Source organism: Paraburkholderia youngii (assembly GCF_013366925.1).
GTDB lineage: Bacteria > Pseudomonadota > Gammaproteobacteria > Burkholderiales > Burkholderiaceae > Paraburkholderia > Paraburkholderia youngii.
This window is the reverse complement of record NZ_JAALDK010000001.1, coordinates 5,108,027-5,129,521: the sequence shown is the minus strand read 5'-3', so window position 1 is coordinate 5,129,521 and position 21,495 is coordinate 5,108,027. Positions and strand designations below refer to the sequence as shown.

At 65.2% G+C, this 21,495-nt stretch carries 13 protein-coding genes, 1 pseudogene and 1 riboswitch; of the genes and pseudogenes, 5 read left to right on the top strand and 9 right to left on the bottom strand.

Annotated features, from left to right (window positions below):
* Positions 1-73: 73 nt before the first annotated feature.
* Together G5S42_RS23445 and G5S42_RS23440 are read left to right on the top strand one after the other, a co-directional pair.
* Positions 74-868: an ABC transporter substrate-binding protein gene (locus G5S42_RS23445; RefSeq protein WP_176108954.1), complete on the top strand. Its 795-nt coding sequence runs from the start codon at positions 74-76 to the stop codon at positions 866-868.
* A gap of 249 nt (positions 869-1,117) precedes the next feature.
* Positions 1,118-2,494 carry an EAL and HDOD domain-containing protein gene (locus G5S42_RS23440; protein ID WP_176108953.1) on the top strand — a complete coding sequence of 459 codons (1,377 nt, stop codon included), beginning with the start codon at positions 1,118-1,120 and terminating at the stop codon, positions 2,492-2,494.
* Between the two features lie 99 nt (positions 2,495-2,593).
* Here the strand turns inward: G5S42_RS23440 and G5S42_RS23435 are convergent, their stop codons facing one another.
* On the bottom strand, positions 2,594-4,051 hold the full coding sequence (locus tag G5S42_RS23435; RefSeq protein ID WP_176108952.1) for an HDOD domain-containing protein: 1,458 nt from the start codon (positions 4,049-4,051) through the stop codon (positions 2,594-2,596).
* 95 nt (positions 4,052-4,146) lie between these two features.
* A complete protein-coding gene (locus tag G5S42_RS23430) occupies positions 4,147-5,961 on the bottom strand; it encodes a putative bifunctional diguanylate cyclase/phosphodiesterase (protein ID WP_176108951.1) in 1,815 nt (604 codons plus the stop codon).
* 353 nt (positions 5,962-6,314) lie between these two features.
* On the opposite strand from G5S42_RS23430, the gene G5S42_RS23425 reads away from it, so the two are divergent.
* From G5S42_RS23425 to G5S42_RS23415, 3 genes are all read left to right on the top strand, one after another.
* On the top strand, positions 6,315-7,616 hold the full coding sequence (locus G5S42_RS23425) for an EAL and HDOD domain-containing protein (protein WP_176108950.1): 1,302 nt from the start codon (positions 6,315-6,317) through the stop codon (positions 7,614-7,616).
* 171 nt (positions 7,617-7,787) lie between these two features.
* Positions 7,788-8,351 (top strand): peroxiredoxin, encoded by a 564-nt coding sequence (locus G5S42_RS23420; protein WP_176108949.1) that lies wholly within the window; start codon positions 7,788-7,790, stop codon positions 8,349-8,351.
* Between the two features lie 78 nt (positions 8,352-8,429).
* Positions 8,430-8,894 (top strand): hypothetical protein, encoded by a 465-nt coding sequence (locus G5S42_RS23415; RefSeq protein WP_176108948.1) that lies wholly within the window; start codon positions 8,430-8,432, stop codon positions 8,892-8,894.
* A gap of 17 nt (positions 8,895-8,911) precedes the next feature.
* Here the strand turns inward: G5S42_RS23415 and G5S42_RS23410 are convergent, their stop codons facing one another.
* The 7 genes and pseudogenes from G5S42_RS23410 to G5S42_RS23380 all read right to left on the bottom strand — a co-directional run bounded on the left by G5S42_RS23410 (position 8,912) and on the right by G5S42_RS23380 (position 21,301).
* Positions 8,912-12,250 (bottom strand): efflux RND transporter permease subunit, encoded by a 3,339-nt coding sequence (locus tag G5S42_RS23410; protein ID WP_176108947.1) that lies wholly within the window; start codon positions 12,248-12,250, stop codon positions 8,912-8,914.
* Between the two features lie 3 nt (positions 12,251-12,253).
* On the bottom strand, positions 12,254-15,388 hold the full coding sequence (locus tag G5S42_RS23405) for an MdtB/MuxB family multidrug efflux RND transporter permease subunit (protein ID WP_176108946.1): 3,135 nt from the start codon (positions 15,386-15,388) through the stop codon (positions 12,254-12,256).
* Positions 15,389-15,411: 23 nt separating this feature from the next.
* Positions 15,412-16,782: an MdtA/MuxA family multidrug efflux RND transporter periplasmic adaptor subunit gene (locus G5S42_RS23400; protein WP_176108945.1), complete on the bottom strand. Its 1,371-nt coding sequence runs from the start codon at positions 16,780-16,782 to the stop codon at positions 15,412-15,414.
* 437 nt (positions 16,783-17,219) lie between these two features.
* A complete protein-coding gene (locus G5S42_RS23395; RefSeq protein WP_176108944.1) occupies positions 17,220-18,065 on the bottom strand; it encodes an IclR family transcriptional regulator in 846 nt (281 codons plus the stop codon).
* A gap of 1,144 nt (positions 18,066-19,209) precedes the next feature.
* Positions 19,210-19,491 (bottom strand): annotated as a pseudogene (locus G5S42_RS23390) (MFS transporter); the annotation flags it as partial.
* A gap of 6 nt (positions 19,492-19,497) precedes the next feature.
* Complete coding sequence (gene crcB / locus G5S42_RS23385; RefSeq protein WP_176108943.1) at positions 19,498-19,878, bottom strand: fluoride efflux transporter CrcB; 381 nt, start codon at positions 19,876-19,878, stop codon at positions 19,498-19,500.
* Positions 19,879-19,950: 72 nt separating this feature from the next.
* Positions 19,951-20,012, bottom strand: a riboswitch (Fluoride riboswitch).
* 101 nt (positions 20,013-20,113) lie between these two features.
* Positions 20,114-21,301: an ammonium transporter gene (locus G5S42_RS23380; protein ID WP_176108942.1), complete on the bottom strand. Its 1,188-nt coding sequence runs from the start codon at positions 21,299-21,301 to the stop codon at positions 20,114-20,116.
* Between the last annotated feature and the right edge of the window lie 194 nt (positions 21,302-21,495).

Genomic DNA, 21,495 nt, shown 5'->3' with positions numbered 1-21,495 from the left:
CGCGGCCGGCGTAATCCGCCTGTGCGCGCCGAATCGGCTCCGTTTCAGTCAACACCGTAAAGGAACACCCGTAATGAAGAAGAATTGGCCCAACTTGGCCGCGCTCGCGCTGTTCGCGACGGCGGCCTTGACGGCAGGCACCGCGTCGGCGGCTGAGATCAAGGAAGTGCGCTTCGGCGTCGAGGCTTCGTATGCGCCGTTCGAATCCAAGTCGCCCGCGGGCGAGCTGCAGGGCTTCGATATCGACGTCGGCAATGCCGTGTGTGCGAAGCTAAAGGCCAGATGCGTGTGGGTCGAGAATTCGTTCGACGGCCTGATCCCGGCGCTCGAAGCGCGCAAGTTCAGCGCGATCAACTCGGACATGACGATCACCGACCAGCGTCGCCAGGCGATCGACTTCACCGATCCGATCTACACGATCCCGAATCAGATGATCGCGAAGAAGGGCAGCGCTCTGCAGCCGACGCCCGCATCGCTGAAGGGCAAGCACGTCGGCGTGCTGCAGGGCACGATCCAGGAAACCTATGCGAAGGCGCGCTGGGCGCCGGCCGGTGTCGATGTCGTGCCGTATCAGACCCAGGACCAGATTTACGCCGACCTCGCGTCGGGTCGTCTCGACGCGTCGTTCCAGGACGCCGAAGCGGCATCGAAGGGTTTTCTGAAGAAACCGCAGGGCGCGGGCTTCGAGTTCGCCGGTCCGGCCGTGAGCGACAACAAGCTGCTCGGCGCGGGTGTCGGCTACGGTGTGCGCAAGAACGACAAGGCGCTCAAGGATGCGCTGAACGGCGCGTTGAAGGAGCTGAAGGCCGATGGCACGATCGACCGCCTCGCCGCCAAATACTTCGACGTGAAAGTCGTGCTGAAGTAACGCTGCATCGAATTGTGCAAAACGGCCGCTGATGCGGCCGTTTTGCTTTTTGCACGCGGGTCGCAAACGTTCAACAAATATTTCGAGATATTGCCCTGTAAGCCTGTTCGTGCCCAATGACGCTGCGATAAAATTGCGACGCACGTCGCCGCGCGTCGACGAGCTTCCAGCGTCACGGAAACGCGCTTACGTGCAGCGAAAAACAGAACATAGCGGCCAGGCGCCAGCGGCGCCGAGCGGGGGACTGGAATGACCACCATCGCAATCGAGACTCTGAGCCACAGCGGCACGACCGACGACGCGTCGCTCGTCGCCAGCTACGCGCGGCAGCCCATTCTGAATCGGGACGGCATGCTGTGCGGTTACGAGATCAAGGTGCGTGCGCCCGAGCTGCCGCTCGCCGACGCGGACCTCAGCGCCCCACGAACCCATACCGATCTTCATCCCAACGCCGACGCGTTGCCGGGTCGCGCGCCTATGCCGGTGCAACGCGTCGCGCGCGCGATCGTGCGCGGGCTCGTGCAAAGCGACGTACGCGGCGCGCTGACTGGCCATCCGGCCTACGTCGACGTGAGCCGCGAGCTGCTGCTCGACGACGCGATCCTGCGACTGCCCGCGGAACGCTTCATGCTCGAGCTGCCTTCATCGCTCGAAGTCGATGACGAGTTGATCGCGCGTCTCGTGTATCTGCATGGCCGCCGCTATCGCTTCGCGCTCGACGACGTCACGCAGCCCAACGAGACTTTCGCGAAGCTGCTGCCGTACGCCGAAGTCGTCAAGATCGACGTCCCGCGCACGCCGCGCGCGCTGTTGCCGAAGCTCGCGAGCGTGCTGAAGTCGGCGGGCAAACTGCTGCTCGCATCGGGTGTCGATGCGCAGGCCGACTTCGAAACGGTGCATGAGCTCGGCTTCGACCGCTTCCAGGGCTATTACTTCGCGCGGGCGCAAAGCGCATCGAGTCGCAGCGTCAGCGCGCCGCGCCACGCGCTGCTCAATCTGCTGCAACTGCTCGCGGGCGACCCGACGGTCGCGCAGCTCGAAGCCGAGCTGAAGCTGAATCCGGTGCTCGTCATGCATCTGATGAAGCTCGCGAATTCGAGCGGCCTCGCGGTCGGTCACAAGGTGACGACGCTGCGCGACGCGATCAACGCGACGGGCACCGATCGCATCGCGCGCTGGACGCAGCTGCTGCTCTACGCCGACGGCCGCAAGGTCGCGCTCGAAGACGACCCTCTGCTGCAACTCGCGGCCACGCGCGCGCGCTTCATGGAGCTCGCGATCGAACGCATGCCCGAGGCGGGCCGCGACGAAGCCGACGCGGCCTTCCTGACCGGCGTGTTTTCGTTCGTCGATGCGGTGTTCGGTGGCTCGCTCGAAAAAACGCTGAACATCCTCACGCTGTCGCGGCCGATCCAGGCCGCGATCCTGCATCGCGAGGGCAGGCTGGGTCTGCTGCTGAGCGCGGTCGAGGCGCTCGAAGGCGGCGCATGGGAGCGCGTCGCCACGCTGTCCGAACGTCTTGCGCCGTTGACGCTGGAAGAGGTCGCGCAGATGGGGCTCGCGGCCGGCGCATGGGCCGGTGTCGCGGATCGCAGCGCGCAAGGGCTGGAGCGGATCGAGGATTGAGTGGGGTGAATGCCCCACAGATGCCCGGAGAAAATCGTTTTCGGGGCAAACACGGAAAGAATCAAGTGAAGCAGAGTGATCAGCGATCACGCCAGGTCTTCACATCGTCTCCATTTCCCGCATCTGCCTCTGGCCGAAAAAACGTCCTAACTCCTTTGCCAGTTCGTTGAGCACGCCCATCTCCTTCTGTGAGATGCGGCGCGCCTCCTGCGTATGCGACCAGTCGCCGTAGAGCAGCGCGACGGTCTGATCGGTTTCGTCGATGATCGGCAGCAGCACGAACGCGCGCGCGTCGTCGAACGACCGCCGGAACCACTCGGGCAGCCGCGCGACCATCTTCGGATCGCGCGCATTCTCGATGAAGATGCCAACCGAGTTCGCGATCGCGAGATGAAACACATCGGGCTCGAACGCGGTGCTGAACGCGAGCTTCGGCAGCGCCGCGTCGATCTTCGGCCCGAAGCCGATGCGCGCCCTGAACGTGCCGTTGCTATGCTTGACGTAGACCACGGTGCGCGCGAAGCCGAGCGCCGCGAGCACGGTTTCGGCGGCCATCGCGAGCGCTGGCGCGAGCGGGCTGCCTTCGGGCAGGTCGCGCAGATCCTTCACCCCGACCTCGATGCGCGCCTCGGGCGTGAGCGCCTCGCGCGCGATCGCATCGGCATTGGCGCGCAGCTCGACGATTTCGCGCATCACGCTGTCGCCGCCATCCTCGCGCGCGAGCGCGACGCTCATCTGCAGCAGCACTTCGGGGTCGGTGTTCAGCGCGCTGCCGTACTCGTGCGCAAGCTCGCCGATGCGCGCCTCGCGTTCCCCCTCGGGCATGTTCTGCTGCGTGAGCACGTCGGCGACCGCGGTCGAGTAGTTGGTGATCGCGCGCAGCCACTGCACCTGGCGCGGTTGCGTCACGTCTTCCGGATCGAACTCGCCCATGCCGGAGCGGATCGTGTCGGGCAGGCGCCAGCGCACCGCGGCTTCGGCGCCGATTTCATCGAAGGTGACGCCGAGCACGAGCACGCACGCATCGGCTTCGAGTGCGCCGCCGTCGATATGGCGGCGAATCTGATCCCATTCGGCGTCGAGATAGAACACGACCAGCAGCTTGCCGATCTGCCGCATCAGCGTGCAGACCACCGCTTCCTCGCCGGCGCGCAGGTCGCCGCGCTCGGTCAGCTTGCGCGCGACGCAGCCCGACAGCAGCGTGCGATTCAATTCGAGTTTCGCGTCGATGCGGCGCGGCGCGCTTTGATGAAAGTGATCGACGATCTTCAGACCGACTACGAGGTGACCGACCGCATCCATGCCGAGCACCATCAGCGCGCGCGACACGGTCGTGATATTGCCGCCGAACGCCATGTACATCGCCGAGTTCGCGAGCCGCAGCACCTTCTGCGTGAGCGCGAAGTCCGACAGCACCACTTGCACGAGGCCGGTGAAGTCGAGGTCGTCGTTGGTCACTGCCGCCATGGTGGTGCGCAGCGATTGCGACAGCATAGGGAAATCGCCGCGCTCGCTCATTCGCGTCCAGAGCCGGTCGAGCACTGCCGCCTTTACCATGTGTGTCCCGCAAATGCCATACGTGTTCCAGTAAATGCCGTGCCGGTCGCAAGCCGGCTTGTTGCGCTGCCTGGGCGTCGTGTCCGCATCGCCCGTTATGCGCCGTGCAGCTGAAGCTCGCGCGTTTCGAAGCGCTGCGCAAGCTCTTCGGACGGCAGCGCCTTGCAGACGAGCCAGCCCTGAATGTGATCGCAGCCCATCTCGGTGAGCAGGGTGCGCTGCGCTTCCGTTTCGACGCCCTCGGCAACCAGTTCGAGATCGAGCGTCTGCGCAAGGCCGACGACAGCGCTAACGATTGCCTGATCGTTTCGCGAGGTTAGCAGATTCTCGACGAAACTCCGGTCGATCTTCAGCTTCGCGAGCGGAAAGCGTTGCAGGTACGCGAGGCTCGAATAGCCGGTGCCGAAGTCGTCGACTGCGAAGCGGATGCCCATCGCGGTCAGGTCTTCGAGCAAGCCCTTCGCGTGCGCCGGGTCGTGCATCAGCAGACTTTCGGTGATCTCGAACACGAGCCGGCGCGGATCGATGCCGGTCAGCTCGATCGCCTCGCGCACGGAGTCCTTGAAGCGCGGATCGCGAAACTGCTGCGGCGACACGTTGACGGCCACGTACTGCAGCGCAATGCCCTTCGCGTCCCACTGGATCAGCTGCATGCACGCGACCTTCAGCACCCAGTTGCCGAGGAAGTTGATGAGCCCGATCGACTCCGCGAGCGGAATGAACATCGACGGCGGCACGAGGCCATGCACCGGATGCGTCCAGCGGATCAAGGCCTCGACACCGACCACGCCCCGCGTGCGGCTGCTCGTGATCGGCTGGAAGTGTAGCGAAAACTCGCCGTTGCGTACGCCGTCGTAGAGGTCGGCCTCGAGTTTCAGACGCTCGGCGTCGGCCGGGTTGTCGTCCGGCACGTAGAACGCGAGCGTGTTGCCGCCCGCGGCCTTCGCCTGCAACAACGCGTGGTCGGCCCAGCGCAGCAGGTGCGTGTCGTGGCCGCCGGTGTCGTTGGCGTGGCGCACGTCCGGGTACAGCGCGATGCCGATGCTGGCCGACAGGTGGACCTGCTGACCCTTGAACACATACGGCTGCTGGATCGCGGTCAACAGACGCCGCGCCAGCGCTTCGGCGGCGGCCGCCGCGTCGGTGCGGCTCGCGGCCGGCTTCACGAGGATCGCGAACTCGTCGCTGGCGATCCGCGCGATCGTTTCGTTCGGGCTCGTCATGTTCAACAGGCGCCGCGACGTGTCGCGCAGCATCTCGTCGCCGGCGTCGTAGCCGAGCGCGCGGTTCACCCGCTGATAGTCGTCGAGATCGAGCAGCAGCAGCGCGACCGGCGTGCCGTGCGCATCGGCCTTCTGTTGTGCATCGAGCAGCGCGTGCACCAAACCCGACTGGTTCGGCAGACTGGTCAGCCGGTCCAGATGCAGCGCCTGGGTCAGCCGCTCTTCGGTGGCGCGCCACGACGACACGTCGAAGCCGGCGATCGCGTAGCCATCGACGCCGTCGTGATTGCTGCGCACGACCCGCAGCTCGACCGTGATCGGATAGGTCAGCGACTTGAGGAGCCCGAGCGTCGCTTTCTCGACGTTGCCCGAAGCCGCCGCCTGCTTGAGCAGCGCATCGAGGCGCGGCACGTCGGCGGGCGCGACCAGATCGTGCAGCGTCGCGGTTTTCAGGTATTCGCGGTGATAGCCGATGAAGCGCAGGCTTGCATCGGACACGTAGATGAAGCGCAATGCATCGTCGACGTGCGCGAGCAGGTCGACCGCGCCGACCACCTGTTCCAGTGGAGGCGGGCGGTTGGCGCTGCTCGGCCGGTCGTCGTCCTCGCGCCGGCCGAACGCCCGCAGCCGGTCGATGACCGTGCGCAAGGAGCCCCGGCGGGGCGCGGTGATCGTGTTCGCTTCCATGTTCGTCGCTGGCAACCTGGGTTCGTCCGCGGGCGGGACTGCTTGTTCGCTGGTCCGGGCGGCCGGGAGATAGCAGGCCGCCCCATCAGAACGAGATAACGACGCAAGCGGGGAAATCTTTAGCTACGCGCCGAGAAAAACATCCGGTAAGGAGACGCGCGGTTCAGTCGCCGGGACGATTCGGTTAAAGTGACGCCGATTCGCGGCCGTTAATACGGCGAATCTCCCTTAATTTGGCGACGCTGATGGCGTCGCGCTGCGTAGACTTCCAAACCTTGCACCGATGATCCATCTTCGAACGCTCCGTCATCAAGTCCGCCAGCGCCGCACGGCCCGTCCCGCGGGACGTCGAGGTGCGTGATGTCGTCGCCGGCGCGTCGACCGGCTATCCTGAGCGCGGGGACCCGGACGCGGTCCCGCAGTATGTCTACGTCGGCCGCCAGCCGATTCTGGATCGCGATGGGGCGCTTCACGCGTACGAGCTGTTGTTCCGCGCCGGCACCTATAACTACGCCGAAATCAGCGACGATGCGCAGGCCACCGCGCAGGTGGTCGCGCGCGCGATCGGCGGAATCGGCGTGCCGGCCGTGCTCGGCCAGCATCGCGGCTTCGTCAATATCGACCGCGCGCTGCTCTTTAGCGACATCGTCCATCTGATGCCGCCCGAGCGCTTCGTGCTCGAAATCCTCGAAACCGTGCGTTACGACGCTTCGCTCGCGCGTCGGCTCGACGAGCTGCACTGCGCCGGCTTCCAGGTCGCGCTCGACGACGTGCACGACCTGACCGACGAGCTGAGGGCGATGCTGCCGTACGCCGACATCGTCAAGATCGACTTCCTGCAAACGCCGCGCCGCAAGGTCGCCGAGCTTGCGTCGGCCTTGCGCGGCTACGGCAAGACGCTGCTCGCCGAGAAGGTCGAAACTCGCGAGGACTTCGCGCTCGCGCACGAGCTCGGCTTCGACCTGTTCCAGGGCTACTTCTTCGCGCGGCCACAGGTGCTGGCCGCGCCGCGCAACCGCTCGCTGCGCCCGGGCCTGCTGCGGCTGCTCGCGCTGCTGTCGCGCGACGCCGGCATCGTCGAGCTCGAGGCGGAGCTGAAGGTCAATCCGGGCGTGGTCGTGCAACTGCTGCGGCTCGTCAATTCGAGCGCGTTCGGCCTCGGGCGCAATATCGCGTCGCTGCGCGAGGCGATCATCGCGACCGGCACGCGGCAAATCGCACGCTGGGCGCAACTGCTGCTGTACGCGGATACCGGCGACCTGCCGTGGCGCGCCGATCCGCTCGTGCAACTGGCCGCGACGCGCTCGCGCTTCATGGAGCTTGCCGCGAACTGGCTGCGTCCGGCCGACGGCGAATTCGCCGATGCCGCGTTCATGACCGGGATTTTCTCGCTGGTGCATATCGTGCTCGACAGCACCCCGGACGCGGTGCTCGAAAAGCTCGGCCTCGCGCCGCAGATCCGCGAGGCGATCGTCGCGCGCAAGGGTGAGCTGGGCGCGCTGCTGCTGATCGCCGAGGTCGCGGGCGAGGGCGGCGACGCGGCGCCGGTCGCGACGGCGGCGGGCTTCCACGCGCTGACGCCCGAGGTGCTATCGCAGCTGAACCTGTCGGCGGCGGCATGGTTCGGCGCGCACGTGGCGGAGCCGGACGCTTGATGCGCCGGGCCTGCGCGCCGCATCCTTTCGATTGGCTTGTGGTCCTGGCGGCGACCGACGCCGCGTGCGCATCCGTGGTCCAATAGAACGTTCAGCGACGGCCTGTGACGCCGGCCGAAGCTGTCTTCGATGGACGGGATCAACTGCGTGCGCTCACGCATGGAGGAGCAGATGAAGACAAAACACATACCGGCGGTATTGGCCGCTGTCATGGCGTTCGGATTCGCAATGCATTCGCCGCTCGCCTCGGCAACCCTGAAGCCCGGCGATACGGCGCCGGCGTTCACCGCCGAGGCCTCGCTCGGCGGCAAGACCTACACGTATTCGCTGGCCGATCAGCTGAAGAAGGGGCCGGTCGTGCTGTACTTCTATCCGGCCGCGTTCACGAAGGGCTGCACGATCGAGGCGCACGAATTCGCCGATGCGGTCGACGAATACAAGAAGTACGGTGCGACGGTGATCGGCGTATCGCACGACAACATCGATACGCTGACGAAGTTCTCGGTCAGCGAATGCCGCAGCAAATTCCCGGTCGCGGCCGACGCCGACGCGAAGGTGATCGACGCATACGACGCGGCCATGCCGATGAAGGCCGGCATGGCGAATCGCGTGTCATACGTGATCTCGCCCGAAGGCAAGATCATCTACGAGTACACGAGCCTGCAACCCGACAAGCATGTCGAGAACACGCTGAACGCACTCAAGGAATGGGCGGCCGCGCACAAGGGGCAGTGAAGGGGCCACGCGCCGGCATCGCGCATTGCTCGTGTCAGGCCCGTGCCAGGCTAAACCCATTTACCGGATGAGCTTGCGATGCCGATTCTCGTTGCGTTGATTGCGCTGGTCGCGCTGGGGTACGGCGCGGTACGCGCCTTCGATGCGCTGCAGGCCGGTTTCGGGCTGGCGGTGGCGGAAAGCGTGGCGGTCCTGGCTGCGTTGCTGATTGCCGGTGCGCTCGCTTACTGGCGGCAGCGGCGCCGCGAAGTCGCGCCGAACGTGCGCGACGGCGACTGGACGCACGAGCTGAAGGGCAGTTGGGGATTGGTGCGGCTCGCGGCGGGCAAGCGGCTCTGCGAGATTCGCGTCGGCGACGAGCAGGGTGCGTATATCTTCGCGGATCTGCTCGGCGCCGAAGCACAAGGCCGCGACGCGCAGGCGCGGCTCGCCGTGAAGGTCAAGGACGCACGGCGCGGCGAGTGGCTCGTGCCGATGTCGAACGAGCGGGTGGCGCGCCGATGGCAGCGGATTTTCTCGCTGGCCATCGAGCAGAAGCTGTGAGCGCCGCCTTCACGACATCATGACGAGGTCGGCGCCGCGCCACCCGTGCGGCGCGCCTTTCTCGCCTCCCAGCGCACGCGGATGCGATCCATGTACAGATACACGACCGGCGTCGTATAGAGCGTCAGCATCTGGCTGACGATCAGCCCGCCGACGATCGAAATACCGAGCGGCGCGCGCATCTCCGCGCCTTCGCCGCTGCCGAACGCGAGCGGCAATGCGCCGAGCATCGCGGCGAAAGTGGTCATCATGATCGGCCGGAAGCGCAGCAGACAGGCCTGGTAGATCGCGTCGCGCGAGGAGAGCCCTTTGCGCGACGCGTCGATCGCGAAGTCCACCATCATGATCGCGTTCTTCTTCACGATGCCGATCAGCAGGATCACGCCGATCAGCGCGATGATGCTGAACTCGGTCTTGAACAGCAGCAGCGCGAGCAGCGCTCCGACGCCCGCGGACGGCAGCGTCGACAGGATCGTCAGCGGATGGATGTAGCTCTCGTACAGGATGCCGAGCACGATATACACCGCCGCCAGCGCGGCGAGGATCAGGATCGGCTGATCGGACATCGACTGCTGGAACGCCTGGGCGGTGCCCTGGAAGCTGCCGTGAATCGTGGCGGGCATGCCGATCTCGGCCATCGTGTCGTAGATCACCTGCGTGGCGGTGGACAGCGAGACGCCCGGCGGCAGGTTGAACGAAATCGTCGAGGCGACGAACTGGCTCTGGTGATTGACCGACAGCGGTGTGGTGCCCGGCCCGAAGCCGGCGATCGCCGACAGCGGCACCATCGTTTCCTTCGCGATCGACACCGGCGAGCCCGACGATGCGCTCGACTTGCCGCTCGCCGCGATCGAGTTGATCGCCTGGTTGCGCGCGGAGTCGGCCGCGATGCTGGCCGCGCTCGTCGCGGTGGTGGCCGCGGTGCCGCCGGTTGCGGCGCCGCCGGCGGCCCCGCTCGTCGTGGCCGCCGTGCTGGTGGCCTTCGTTACAGTGCCGGCCGGCGCATTGGTGGTCTGCGCGCCGCTCGCGCTGCCGCCCGAGGTGCTGACGTAAATCTGGCTCAGCATTTCCGGGCTCTCCCAGTAGCGCGGCGCGACTTCCATCACCACGTGATACTGGTTCAGCGGGTTGTAGATCGTCGATACCTGGCGCTGGCCGAACGCGTCGTACAGCGTGTTGTCGATCTGCGAGGGCTTGATGCCGAGGCGCGCGGCGGTGGCGCGGTCGATCGTCACCATCGCCTCGAGACCGCCTTGCTGCTGGTCGGAGTTCACGTCCGCGAGTTGCTTGCGAGCCTGCAGCGCCTCGGTGAGCTTCGGCCCCCACTTATACAGATCGGGCGTCGAGTCCGCGAGCAGCGTGAACTGATACTGCGCGTTCGATTGCCGGCCGCCGACGCGAATGTCCTGCACCGCCTGCAGGAAGGTGCGCGCGCCGGCCACGTCGCCGAGCGGCGCGCGCAACTGCTGCATCACCTGGTCGGCGGACAGCTTGCGTTCGCTCTTCGGCTTCAGCGACAGGAACATGAAGCCCGAGTTGGTCTGCCGGCCGCCGGTGAAGCCGACCACGCTGTCGACCGCCGGGTTCTTGCTGACGATGTCCATCATCTGCGAGAACTTGCCCTTCATCGCCTGGAACGACGTGCTCTGGTCGGCCTGGATGCCGCCGATCATGCGCCCGGTGTCCTGCTGCGGGAAGAAGCCTTTCGGCACGATGATGTAGAGCGCGACGTTCAGCCCGATGGTCAGCAGCAGCACGAGCAGGATCAGCCGCGGATGCCGCAGCGCCCAGCCGAGCGTGCGCTCGTAGCCGCGCTGCATCGACGTGAAGCCGCGTTCGAGCCAGCGGCCGAGGCGGCTTTCCTGTTGCTTCTCGTGCGGCTCGCGCAGCAGGCGCGAGCACATCATCGGCGTGAGCGTCAGCGAGACGATCAGTGAGACCGCGATCGCGAGCGACAGCGTCAGCGCGAACTCGCGGAACAGCCGCCCGACGATGCCGCCCATCAGCAGGATCGGCAGGAACACGGCGACGAGCGAGATGCTGATCGACATCACCGTGAAGCCGACCTCGCGCGCGCCGAGGAACGCGGCCTTCATGCGCGGCACGCCGTCTTCGATGTGGCGTGAGATGTTTTCGAGCACGACGATCGCGTCGTCGACGACGAAGCCGGTCGCGATGGTCAGCGCCATCAGCGACAGATTGTCGAGCGAGAAGCCCATCAGGTACATCGCGCCGAACGTGCCGATGATCGAGATCGGCACGGCCACGCTCGGAATCAGCGTGGCGCGCCAGTTGCGCAGGAACAGGAACACGACCATCACGACCAGCGCGACCGCGATCACGAGCGTGCGCTGGGTGTCTTTCAGCGACGCGCGGATCGTCGTGGAGCGGTCCGAGGTCGGCGAGATTTCGACGTCTGCGGGCAGCGATGCGTGCAGTTGCGGCAGCATCGCCTTCACGCGGTCGACGGTCTCGATGATGTTGGCGCCCGGCTGCCGGTACAGGATCACGAGCACCGCGTGCTTGCCGTTGAAGAGGCCGAGGTTGCGCAGGTCCTCGACCGAATCGACGACCTCGCCCATGTCGGAGAGTTTGACCGGTGCGCCGTTGCGATAGGCGATGACCAGATCCTTGTACTGCGACGCCTTGGTGGCCTGGTCGTTGGTGTACAGCTGCACGCGGTTCTCGCCGAACTCGATCGCTCCTTTCGGGCTGTTCGCGTTGGCCGAGGCGAGCGCCGCGCGCACGTCCTCGAGGCCGATGCCGTAATGCGACAGCGCATGCGGCATCAGCTCGACGCGTACGGCCGGATTCGCCGAGCCGCTCACGTCCACTTCGCCGACCCCCTGCACCTGCGACAGCGACTGCTGCAGCACCGTGGCGGCCGAATCGTAGAGCTGGCCGGGCGTGCGCGTGCTCGACGTCAGCGCGAGAATCAGGATCGGCGCGTCGGCCGGGTTGACCTTGTGGTAGGTCGGATTGCTGCGCAGGCTCGCGGGCAGGTCGGCGCGCGCCGCGTTGATCGCCGCCTGCACGTCGCGCGCGGCGCCGTCGATGTCGCGGTTCAAGCCGAACTGCATCGTGATGCGCGTCGAGCCGACCGAGCTTTGCGACGTCATCTCGGTGACGTCGGCGATCGAGCCGAGATGCCGCTCGAGCGGACTCGCGACGCTGGTCGCGACGGTCTCCGGGCTCGCGCCCGGCAGCGTCGCCTGCACCGAGATGGTCGGGAAGTCGACCTGCGGCAGCGGCGCCACCGGCAGCTTGGTGAACGCGAACACGCCCGACAGCGCGATGCCGATCGCCAGCAGCGTGGTGGCGACCGGGCGGGAAATAAACGGACGCGACAGGTTCATCGTTCAGTTCCCTGCATCGGTCGCGGGCGGCGTGGCGCTACCGGACGAATCGCCGCGGCTAAAGCGCTCGCGCAGCCGGCGGCCGAGCGAATCGAACGCGAGGTAAATTACCGGCGTCGTGAACAGCGTCAGCAGCTGGCTCACGATCAGGCCGCCGGCGATCGCGATACCGAGCGGCCGGCGCAGTTCCGAGCCCGCGCCGGTGCCGAGCATCAGCGGCAGCGCGCCGAGCAGCGCGGCGAGCGTGGTCATCAGGATCGGCCGGAAACGCAGCAGACACGCCTGGTAGATCGCCTCGCGCGGCGGCTTGCCTTCCTCGCGCTCCGCGTAGAGCGCGAAGTCGATCATCATGATCGCGTTCTTCTTCACGATACCGATCAAAAGCACGATCCCGATGATGCCGATGATGTCGAGATCGTGGCCGGTGATCAGCAGCGCGAGCAGCGCGCCGACGCCGGCGGACGGAAGAGTGGACAGAATCGTGATCGGATGGATGAAGCTCTCGTACAGCACGCCGAGCACGATGTACATCGTGACGATCGCCGCGAGGATCAGGAACAGCTCGTTCGCGAGCGACGCCTGGAACGCGAGCGCCGCGCCCTGGAAGCGCGTCTGAAACGACGCGGGCAGGCCGATGTCCTTCTCGGCCTGTTCGATCGCCTTCACGGCCGCGCCGAGCGACGAACCCGGGGCGAGGTTGAACGACACCGTGGTGGCCGGGAACTGGCTCAGGTGCGTAACCAGCAGCGGCGCCGGTCGCTCGATGAACTTCGCGATCGACGACAGCGGCACCTGGCCGCCCGCCGACGTGGAAGAGGGCAGGTAGATGTTGTTCAGCGACGTGGTGTAGTGCTGCATCGTCGGCTGTGCTTCGAGAATCACACGGTACTGGTTCGACTGCGTGAAGATCGTCGAAATGATGCGCTGGCCGAACGCGTCGTACAGCGCGCTGTCGATCGTGGCCGGCGTGATGCCGAAGCGCGCGGCGGTCGCGCGGTCGATCTCGATGAACACCGAGCGGCCGTTGTCCTGCAGATCGGTCGCGACGTCCGCGAGTTCGGGCGACTGCTTGAGGCGCTCGACCAGCTTCGGCACCCACGTCGCGAATTCGCCGATGTTCGGATCGGTCAGCATGAACTGATACTGCGTCGGGCTGACCGTCGAGTCGATCGTCAGGTCCTGCACCGGCTGCATGTACAGCGACGCGCCCGGAATATGCGCGACGTCCTTCTGCAACTGGCGGATTACTTCGCTCGCGGTGTTGCTGCGGTCGTCGCGCGGCTTCAGGTTGATCAGCATGCGGCCGCTGTTCAGCGTGATGTTGCTGCCGTCCACGCCGATGAACGAGGTCAGGCTTTCGACGTCCGGGTTCTTCAGGATCTGGTCGGCGAGCGCCTGCTGACGCTCGGCCATCGACGCGAACGACACCGACTGCGGCATCTGCGTGATCGCCTGGATCACACCGGTGTCCTGCACCGGGAAGAAGCCCTTCGGTATGAACACGTACAGCAGGCCGGTCAGCACCAGTGTGAGGACAGCTACGACCAGGGTGGAGCGCTGACGGTTCAGCACCCAGGTGAGCGCGACCGCGTAGCGCGCGATCACCCAGTCGATGAAGCGGTGCGCCTTCGCCTCGAAGCGGTGACTGTCGTGCGGCGGCGTGTGGCGCAACAGTTTCGCGCACATCATCGGCACCAGCGTCAGTGACACGACCGCCGAAATGACGATCGTCACCGCGAGCGTGATCGCGAATTCATGGAACAGGCGGCCGACCACGTCGCCCATGAAGAGCAGCGGAATCAGCACCGCGATCAGCGAGACCGTCAGCGAAATGATCGTGAAGCCGATCTGCTTCGAGCCCTTCAGCGCGGCTTCGAGCGCACTGTCGCCTTCCTCGACATAGCGCGCGATGTTCTCGATCATCACGATCGCGTCGTCGACGACGAAGCCGGTCGCGATGGTCAGCGCCATCAGCGACAGGTTGTCTAGCGAGAAGCCGCACAGGTACATCACGGCGAGCGTGCCGATCAGCGACAGCGGCACCGACAGGCTCGGAATGATCGTCGCGTAGATGTTGGCGAGGAACAGGTACATCACCAGCACGACCAGCACGACCGACATCGCCAGCTCGAACTGCACGTCGCGCACCGACGCGCGGATCGTCGTGGTGCGGTCGGTGACGACCTCGACGTCGAGCGCGGCGGGCAGCGACTGCTGCAAGCGCGGCAGCAGCGCCTTGATGCTGTCGACCACCTGGATCACGTTCGCACCCGGCTGGCGCTGCACGTTCAGGATGATCGCGGGCGTGTTGTCGACCCACGCGCCGAGCTTCGTGTTCTCCGGACCGGGCACGATGCTCGCGACGTCGGTCAGCATCACCGGGCGGCCGCTCTTGTATGCGACGACGGCGCTCTTGTACTCGTCGGCGTCGGTCAGCTGATCGTTCGAGTTGATCGTGTAGTTGCGCGTCGGGCCGTCGAAATTGCCCTTCGGCGTGTTGACGTTCAGGTTCGAGATGGTGGTGCGCAGATCGTCGAGATTCAGGCCGTACGCGGCGAGCGCGCGCGGGTTCGCCTGAATGCGGATCGCCGGGCGCTGGCCGCCCGACAGGCTCACGAGACCCACCCCCGCGACCTGCGAGATCTTCTGCGCGAGACGCGTGTCGGCGAGATCCTGCACCTGCGTGAGCGGCAGCGTTTTCGACGTGATCGCGAGCGTGATGATCGGCGCGTCGGCCGGGTTGACCTTCGCGTAGATCGGCGGCGCGGGCAGGTCGGAGGGCAGCAGGTTGCCCGCCGCGTTGATCGCCGCCTGGACTTCCTGTTCGGCGATGTCGAGCGGCAGATCGAGGCTGAATTGCAGCGTGATGATCGACGAGCCGGCCGAGCTTTGCGACGACATCTGGTTCAGCGACGGCATCTGCCCGAACTGCCGCTCGAGCGGCGCCGTTACGGACGACGTCATCACGTCCGGGCTCGCGCCCGGATAGAAGGTCTGCACCTGGATCGTCGGATAGTCGACTTCGGGCAGCGCGGACAGCGGCAGAAAGCGCAGCGCGACGAGGCCGACCAGCATGATCGCCGCCATCAGCAGCGCGGTGCCGACGGGACGCAGAATAAATGCGCGGGATGGATTCATGCGGTAAGTGCCGTGCCTTTACTTTATTGCGATGCTTGCGGCGCGCGCCGGCCGCGACGCGCTGGCGCGCCCGAGGCGGCCGCCGGAGCGCTCGCGCCGTGCGCGCCGGACGCGCCACGCGGCCGCTCGGCCGGGATCGTGATCTTCGAGCCTTCGCGCAGCCGGTCCGAACCGTCGATCACGACGCGCTCGCCGACCGCGAGACCCGACTGGATGCTGGTGCGCTCGCCATCGACCGGGCCGACCTTGACCTGGCGCACGGTGACCGTGTCGTCGGGCTTCACGATGTACACGAAGGTACCGATCGAGCCGTTGAGCACCGCCGAGGTCGGCACGATCACCGCGTCCTTGATCGTATCGACGAGCAGGCGCGTGTTGACGAACTGGTTCGGGAACAGGCCGTTGTCCTTGTTCTCGAAGATCGCGCGCAGCTTGATCGTGCCGGTGGTCGTGTCGATCTGGTTGTCCATCGTCTTCAGCGAGCCGACTTCGAGCGGATGCGTGTTGCTGCGGTCGTACGCGGTGGCCGACAGCGACTCGCCGTTGCGCGTGTGCTGGATGATCTGCTGCAGATTGTCTTCGGAGGTCGAGAACACCACGCTGATCGGATCGAGCTGCGTAATCACGACGATGCCGTTGGCGAGGCCCGAGGTCACGTAGTTGCCCGGGTCGACCTGACGCAGACCGACGCGGCCCGACACCGGCGCGGTGATGCGCGCGTACACGAGGTCGAGTTTGAAGCTGTCGACGTTCGCCTGGTCGGCTTTCACCGTGCCTTCGTATTGCCGCACCAGCGACGCCTGCGTGTCGACCTGCTGACTCGCGATCGAGTCTTGCGCGAGCAGCGTCTGATAGCGCTTCAGATCGAGACGCGCGGTGGCGAGCAGCGCCTCGTCGCGCACCAGCGTGCCCTCGGCGTTGCGCAGCGAGATCTCATACGGGCGCGGGTCGATCTGGGCGAGCACGTCGCCCTTCTTGACCATCTGGCCTTCCTTGAAATACACGTCCTGCAGCACGCCGCTCAGTTGCGGCAGCACCGTGACGGTGGCGAGCGGCGTGACCGTGCCGAGCGCGGTCAGCACGACCGGCATCTCGCCCTGCGTCGCGGCGGCGACGTGCACCGGCTGCGGCATGTTGGCCATCGCGTTCGGACCGCCGCGGCCGCTGCGCGCGCCGCTCGCGGCACCCGGCGCACTCGCCCCGCTGCCAGGGCTGCCCCACGGATGCCAGCGCCACAGTACGACGCCGAGCACGACCAGCGCCGCGACGATCAGCGCGACAGTGCGGCCGCGGTGGCGTTTCACCGCGCCGGGCGCGCTCGATTGCGCGCCGCTCGCGGACGGCTGGGAAGCGGCGGGGCGTTGGGTTTCCGGGTGCTTTTGTTGTTCGTCCATCGGTTCGGTCAGGTGGCTGGCTTTGTGATGTGAGCCGCCGATGCGGTCGCCGCCGTTCGAAAGACGGCGGGCCGGCATATGGGCGGCGTGTCAGGCGGTCGTGGCGGCGCGCGCCGCGCAATATTTAGCGCGATGCTATCCGAGGCGCGGGACAGAGATGTTAACGCAATGCGGAATCATCACGGATCGGCGAGGCCTTTTTGACGGCGCTCGCGGCTCGCGGCGCGGTCCCGCGACGGGGATGCGTGATCGTACGTTGCGGCGTCTGTAACAGTCCAGCCGCGTATTTTTCGGTTAATTACGAAGGTTACAGGCTGTTGGCGAATTGTAGGGCAAGAGTGGGGCGGGATGCCTTCGTCACTGCACAGACCGCAGCCGGCCGGCGCCGTGTTCGGTCTGTGCGGGGCGCCGGGTTGGCGCTCATTGCCGCCGCCCGGCTATTCGTCGAGCCGGCGCGCCGGCGTGCCGCCGATCTCAAGCACGATCTTGTCGATGCATTCGAGCAGCGCGGGTGCGGCGTTCGAGATCAGCCAGTCGCGCGGACACTGGTCGGCCGAGCCGCCGCAATTGACCGCGTAGCGCTCGCCCGACGGCCCGACGAAGCCGAGCGCGATCGCGTTCAGCCCGTTGTACCACTCGCCGGTGGCGATGGCGAAACCGCGTTCGAGCGTGTCCTGGATCGCACTGACGAGACGGCTGCCGATATAGCCCCAATCATCGCCCTCGGCAGTCTGCAGGCCGACGAGCAGGCGGTCGCGGTCCGCTTGCGCGAGCGCGGCGAGGTACGCCCGGCCGACGGCGGTGCGCGTCAAGCTCATGCGTGAGCCGATTTCGAGTCGCGATACGAGCACCGCCGAACGCGGCCGGATCGCGTCGATGACGACCATGTCGTAGCGGTCGCGCACCGCGAGATGCACCGACAACGCGGTGCGTTCCGCGAGTTCGATCAGGAATGGCCGCGCGCGCGAGCGGATGTCGAAGTTGCGCAAAAAGCCGTTGCTCAGTTCGAGCACCGACGAGGTCAGCACGAAGCGCTCGCTTTCGGGCAGTCGCAGCAGAAAACCGGTGCCCACGAGCGTCGCGGTGATGCGCGACACGGTGGGCTTCGGGATGCCGGTCAACTCGGCGAGTTCGCGATTGCTGAGCGGTGCGTGCGCGGCGGCGACGGCGCGCAATACGGTCAGGCCGCGCGCGAGCGCGGTGACTTCATCGCCCGGGCCGTCCCGGTCTTTGCTCTCGGAGGCTTTGGCGACGACGGCCTGATTGGGTGTGGATCGGTTCATGCGTTTTTTTGGAACAGTATTTCAGGTTGTTCGTTCGTTAACCTATTGACGACCGCCCGCGCGGGGCGGGGGCATCTCCAAACCGGGGCATCCATTTTTTATATCTTGGGAAAATCATTGTATCGGAACAAATTGCCGATCGATGAGCGACTATATCTTTTTGCTTGACTTAGTCAGGATAACCATAAAAAATGGAACCTCATTTCGAAAGTCGCATCTTTTCGCTGCATTTTGGTGCACGCAAGCGGAAAAATCCCGGAATCCAGGATCGATTGCCCCATCGAAGGCGCTTGCGCCTTTCGAAATACCTTCTCTCAGGTTCTAGCACGGCCCTCGGAATGGCTAGAACTTTTAAGGCGTCACGGCAACGTGACGCCTTTTTTTTGGGCCATATAACCGCACAACAGCCGGCATCTAATGTCAATGCACCGTAGTATTCCGCACGAGAAAGTTCGCAAAAAAATCGACACCCAAATGCAAGCATTAGATCACGCCTTCTGAAATCTCAAGAGACTTCCATTTCCGCCAAAGGACGAAGCGCAACAATTACCGGGAAATTCCTGGTCTCGTTTTAATATCCAGTCTGTTGTGAATCTATTTGCAAACGCAAATAGTGAGAAAGTGCGCCTGCCGGTTTAGCGCCGCTAAACGAATCATGCTCCGCATATCGAGCGATGTAAATACATCCGATTTAAAAAGTAAATTATATAAAAAAGTCGGCGTAATGAACGAATACTTTTATGTAAGAAAAAAATTGAAATGACGGCGAGGCTCCCGGGTCTGACCGTCCCGCGCGTCCTGCTAACCTAATACCAATGGCCGGGTTATGCAAATTCGGCGGCTGCGCGACGAGTTTCTTTTTTATCATGTCGGGATTTAATCTGTCGTACAGCGGCGCAGAATTTTTAACTGCTTTAGCATATTTATCCGATTCACGCTATTACGCTACACCATGAGCGGTATGGAGGTAGCCGTCAATGCGGCTTTACAGCTCCTGATGTTGCAGGCGTGGAATTCCCTTTATTTGTCATTCAACATTCCGTCGTGGTTGTTGTCGACGCGGGCCGCAGACCCCGCGTGGCACTCACGAACTGAATTGCGCAGTAAGGCTTCGCCGGTCGCGGAGTGCGGATAGCACGAGTGCCTACATGCCGCATACCGCGATCAGCGCGGTCAACGCGCTCTTCCCAGCGTGCACGAGCACCCAGCCGCCGACAGCCGGAAAGCCGAACGCACCGAGCGAGTAAGCGACGATGAACCATGTCAGCGCGGCGTGACGATGGATGGCACTGGAATCGTTGACGGCTTGTTCCTGGATCACGGGATAGGCGAGGCAGTAGCCGATTCCGAACAGCACGGCGCTGGTCGGGTGAAAGAGCGTGTGATACGGAACCGCGAACATTGCTGCAATGCCAAGCAGCATCAACGCGCCTCAGCGCGCCAGCAGCGAAACCGTCGCGATGCCGAGAATCGTCATGATCAGCGACGTGCTCACGTGAATCGCCACTTCGCCAGCCGCCCAGCCGAGCCGGCCGTCCTGCAGGCGCTGCACGACTTCCGCGGAGAACGTCGAGAAGGTCGACAGCCCGCCCATCAGACCGGTGATGACGAACAGCCGCCATTCCGGCGAGAGCTGGGGCACCCGCGCGAAGCCCGCGACCGCCACACCGATGATGTAGCCGGCGATCACGTTGGCGGCGAGCGTGCCAAGCGGCAGGTCGCTAAAGACCGGGTTCAGTCGAAAGCCGAGGAACCAGCGAAACAGCGAGCCGAGTGCGCCGCCAATCGCGACCGCGAGAAAAGACCAATACATGGAAGAGGATCGAACCGGGAACGTCGACAAACCGGTTGATGCGGGCGAATTGATGCCGCGTCCGCATAACCGGGCGTAGCAGGCATCATCAGCCCCATGGGCGGTTAATGGAGAATGCCATCTCCAGCCGCGAAGTCTAACATCGGCGCGCGGATTTTGGGGACAGGCATGTGGCCCGCGACTCTCCCGCGCCTCTCGCCGCGTCTCTCCCGTTCCCCGCGAGCGCCGCCCTGGTTCACTCCGGCGTCGCCGAAATCTTGTGAATCGACAGATCGGCGCCGTTGTATTCCTCTTCCTGATCGAGCCGCAGGCCGACCGTCATGCGGATCGCGCCGTACACGACCGTGCCGCCGAGCCCCGACACGACGATCCCGCCGAGCGTGCCGATGATCTGCGAGGCGAACGACACACCGCCCAGCCCGCCGAGCGCGTGAGCGCCGAAGATGCCGGCCGCGATGCCGCCCCATGCGCCGCACAGGCCGTGCAGCGGCCACACGCCGAGCACGTCGTCGATGCGCCAGCGGTTCTGCACGCAGGTGAACATATAGACGAACAGCACGCCGGCGATGCCGCCCGTGACCAGCGCGCCGAGCGGATGCATGATGTCCGAGCCCGCGCACACCGCGACGAGCCCGGCGAGCGGGCCGTTGTACGTGAAGCCCGGGTCGTTGCGGCCCGCGAACCACGCGCTCAGCGTGCCGCCGACCATCGCCATCAGCGAGTTGACCGCGACGAGGCCGCTGATCTTGTCGAGGGTCTGCGAGCTCATCACGTTGAAGCCGAACCAGCCGACCGTCAGCACCCATGCGCCGAGCGCGAGAAACGGAATGTTCGACGGCGGATGCGCGGCGATGCCGCCGTCGCGGTGATAGCGGCCGTGGCGCGCGCCGAGCAGCAGCACGGCCGGCAGCGCGACCCAGCCGCCGAACGCGTGCACCACCACCGAACCCGCGAAGTCATGGAACGGCGCGCCGAACGCGTGCGTGAGCCAGTCCTGAATGCCGAAACGGTCGTTCCATGCGATGCCTTCGAAGAACGGATAGACGAAGCCGACCAGCACGAACGTCGCGAACAACTGCGGGTTGAACTTGGAGCGCTCGGCGATGCCGCCCGACACGATCGCGGGGATCGCGGCGGCGAACGTCAGCAGGAAGAAAAAGCGCACGAGCGCATAGCCGTTATGCTGGGCGAGCGTCGCGGCGCCGTCGAAAAACTGCACGCCGTATGCGATCGTGTAGCCGATGAAGAAGTACGCGATCGTCGACACCGCGAAGTCCACCAGAATCTTGACCAGTGCATTGACCTGGTTCTTCTTGCGCACGGTGCCGAGCTCCAGGAAGGCGAATCCTGCGTGCATCGCCAGCACCATGGCGGCGCCGATCAAAAGAAACTCGGTATCGGCGCCGTATTTCAGACTTTCCATCGATATGTCCCGCTTGTGCCAAAAAAAGTGCGCTATGTCAGCAAGAAGCGGGCCATAGTTGTGCTGGCCGCGCCGGCCCGGTGCAATCGGGCACCGGGATGGGAATCTGGATGGTTTCGAGCGATGCGCCGTCCGAGCGCGCCATGCACCTGAACAGAGAGGCGAGGCACAACGAAAGTGCATAAATCGTCACG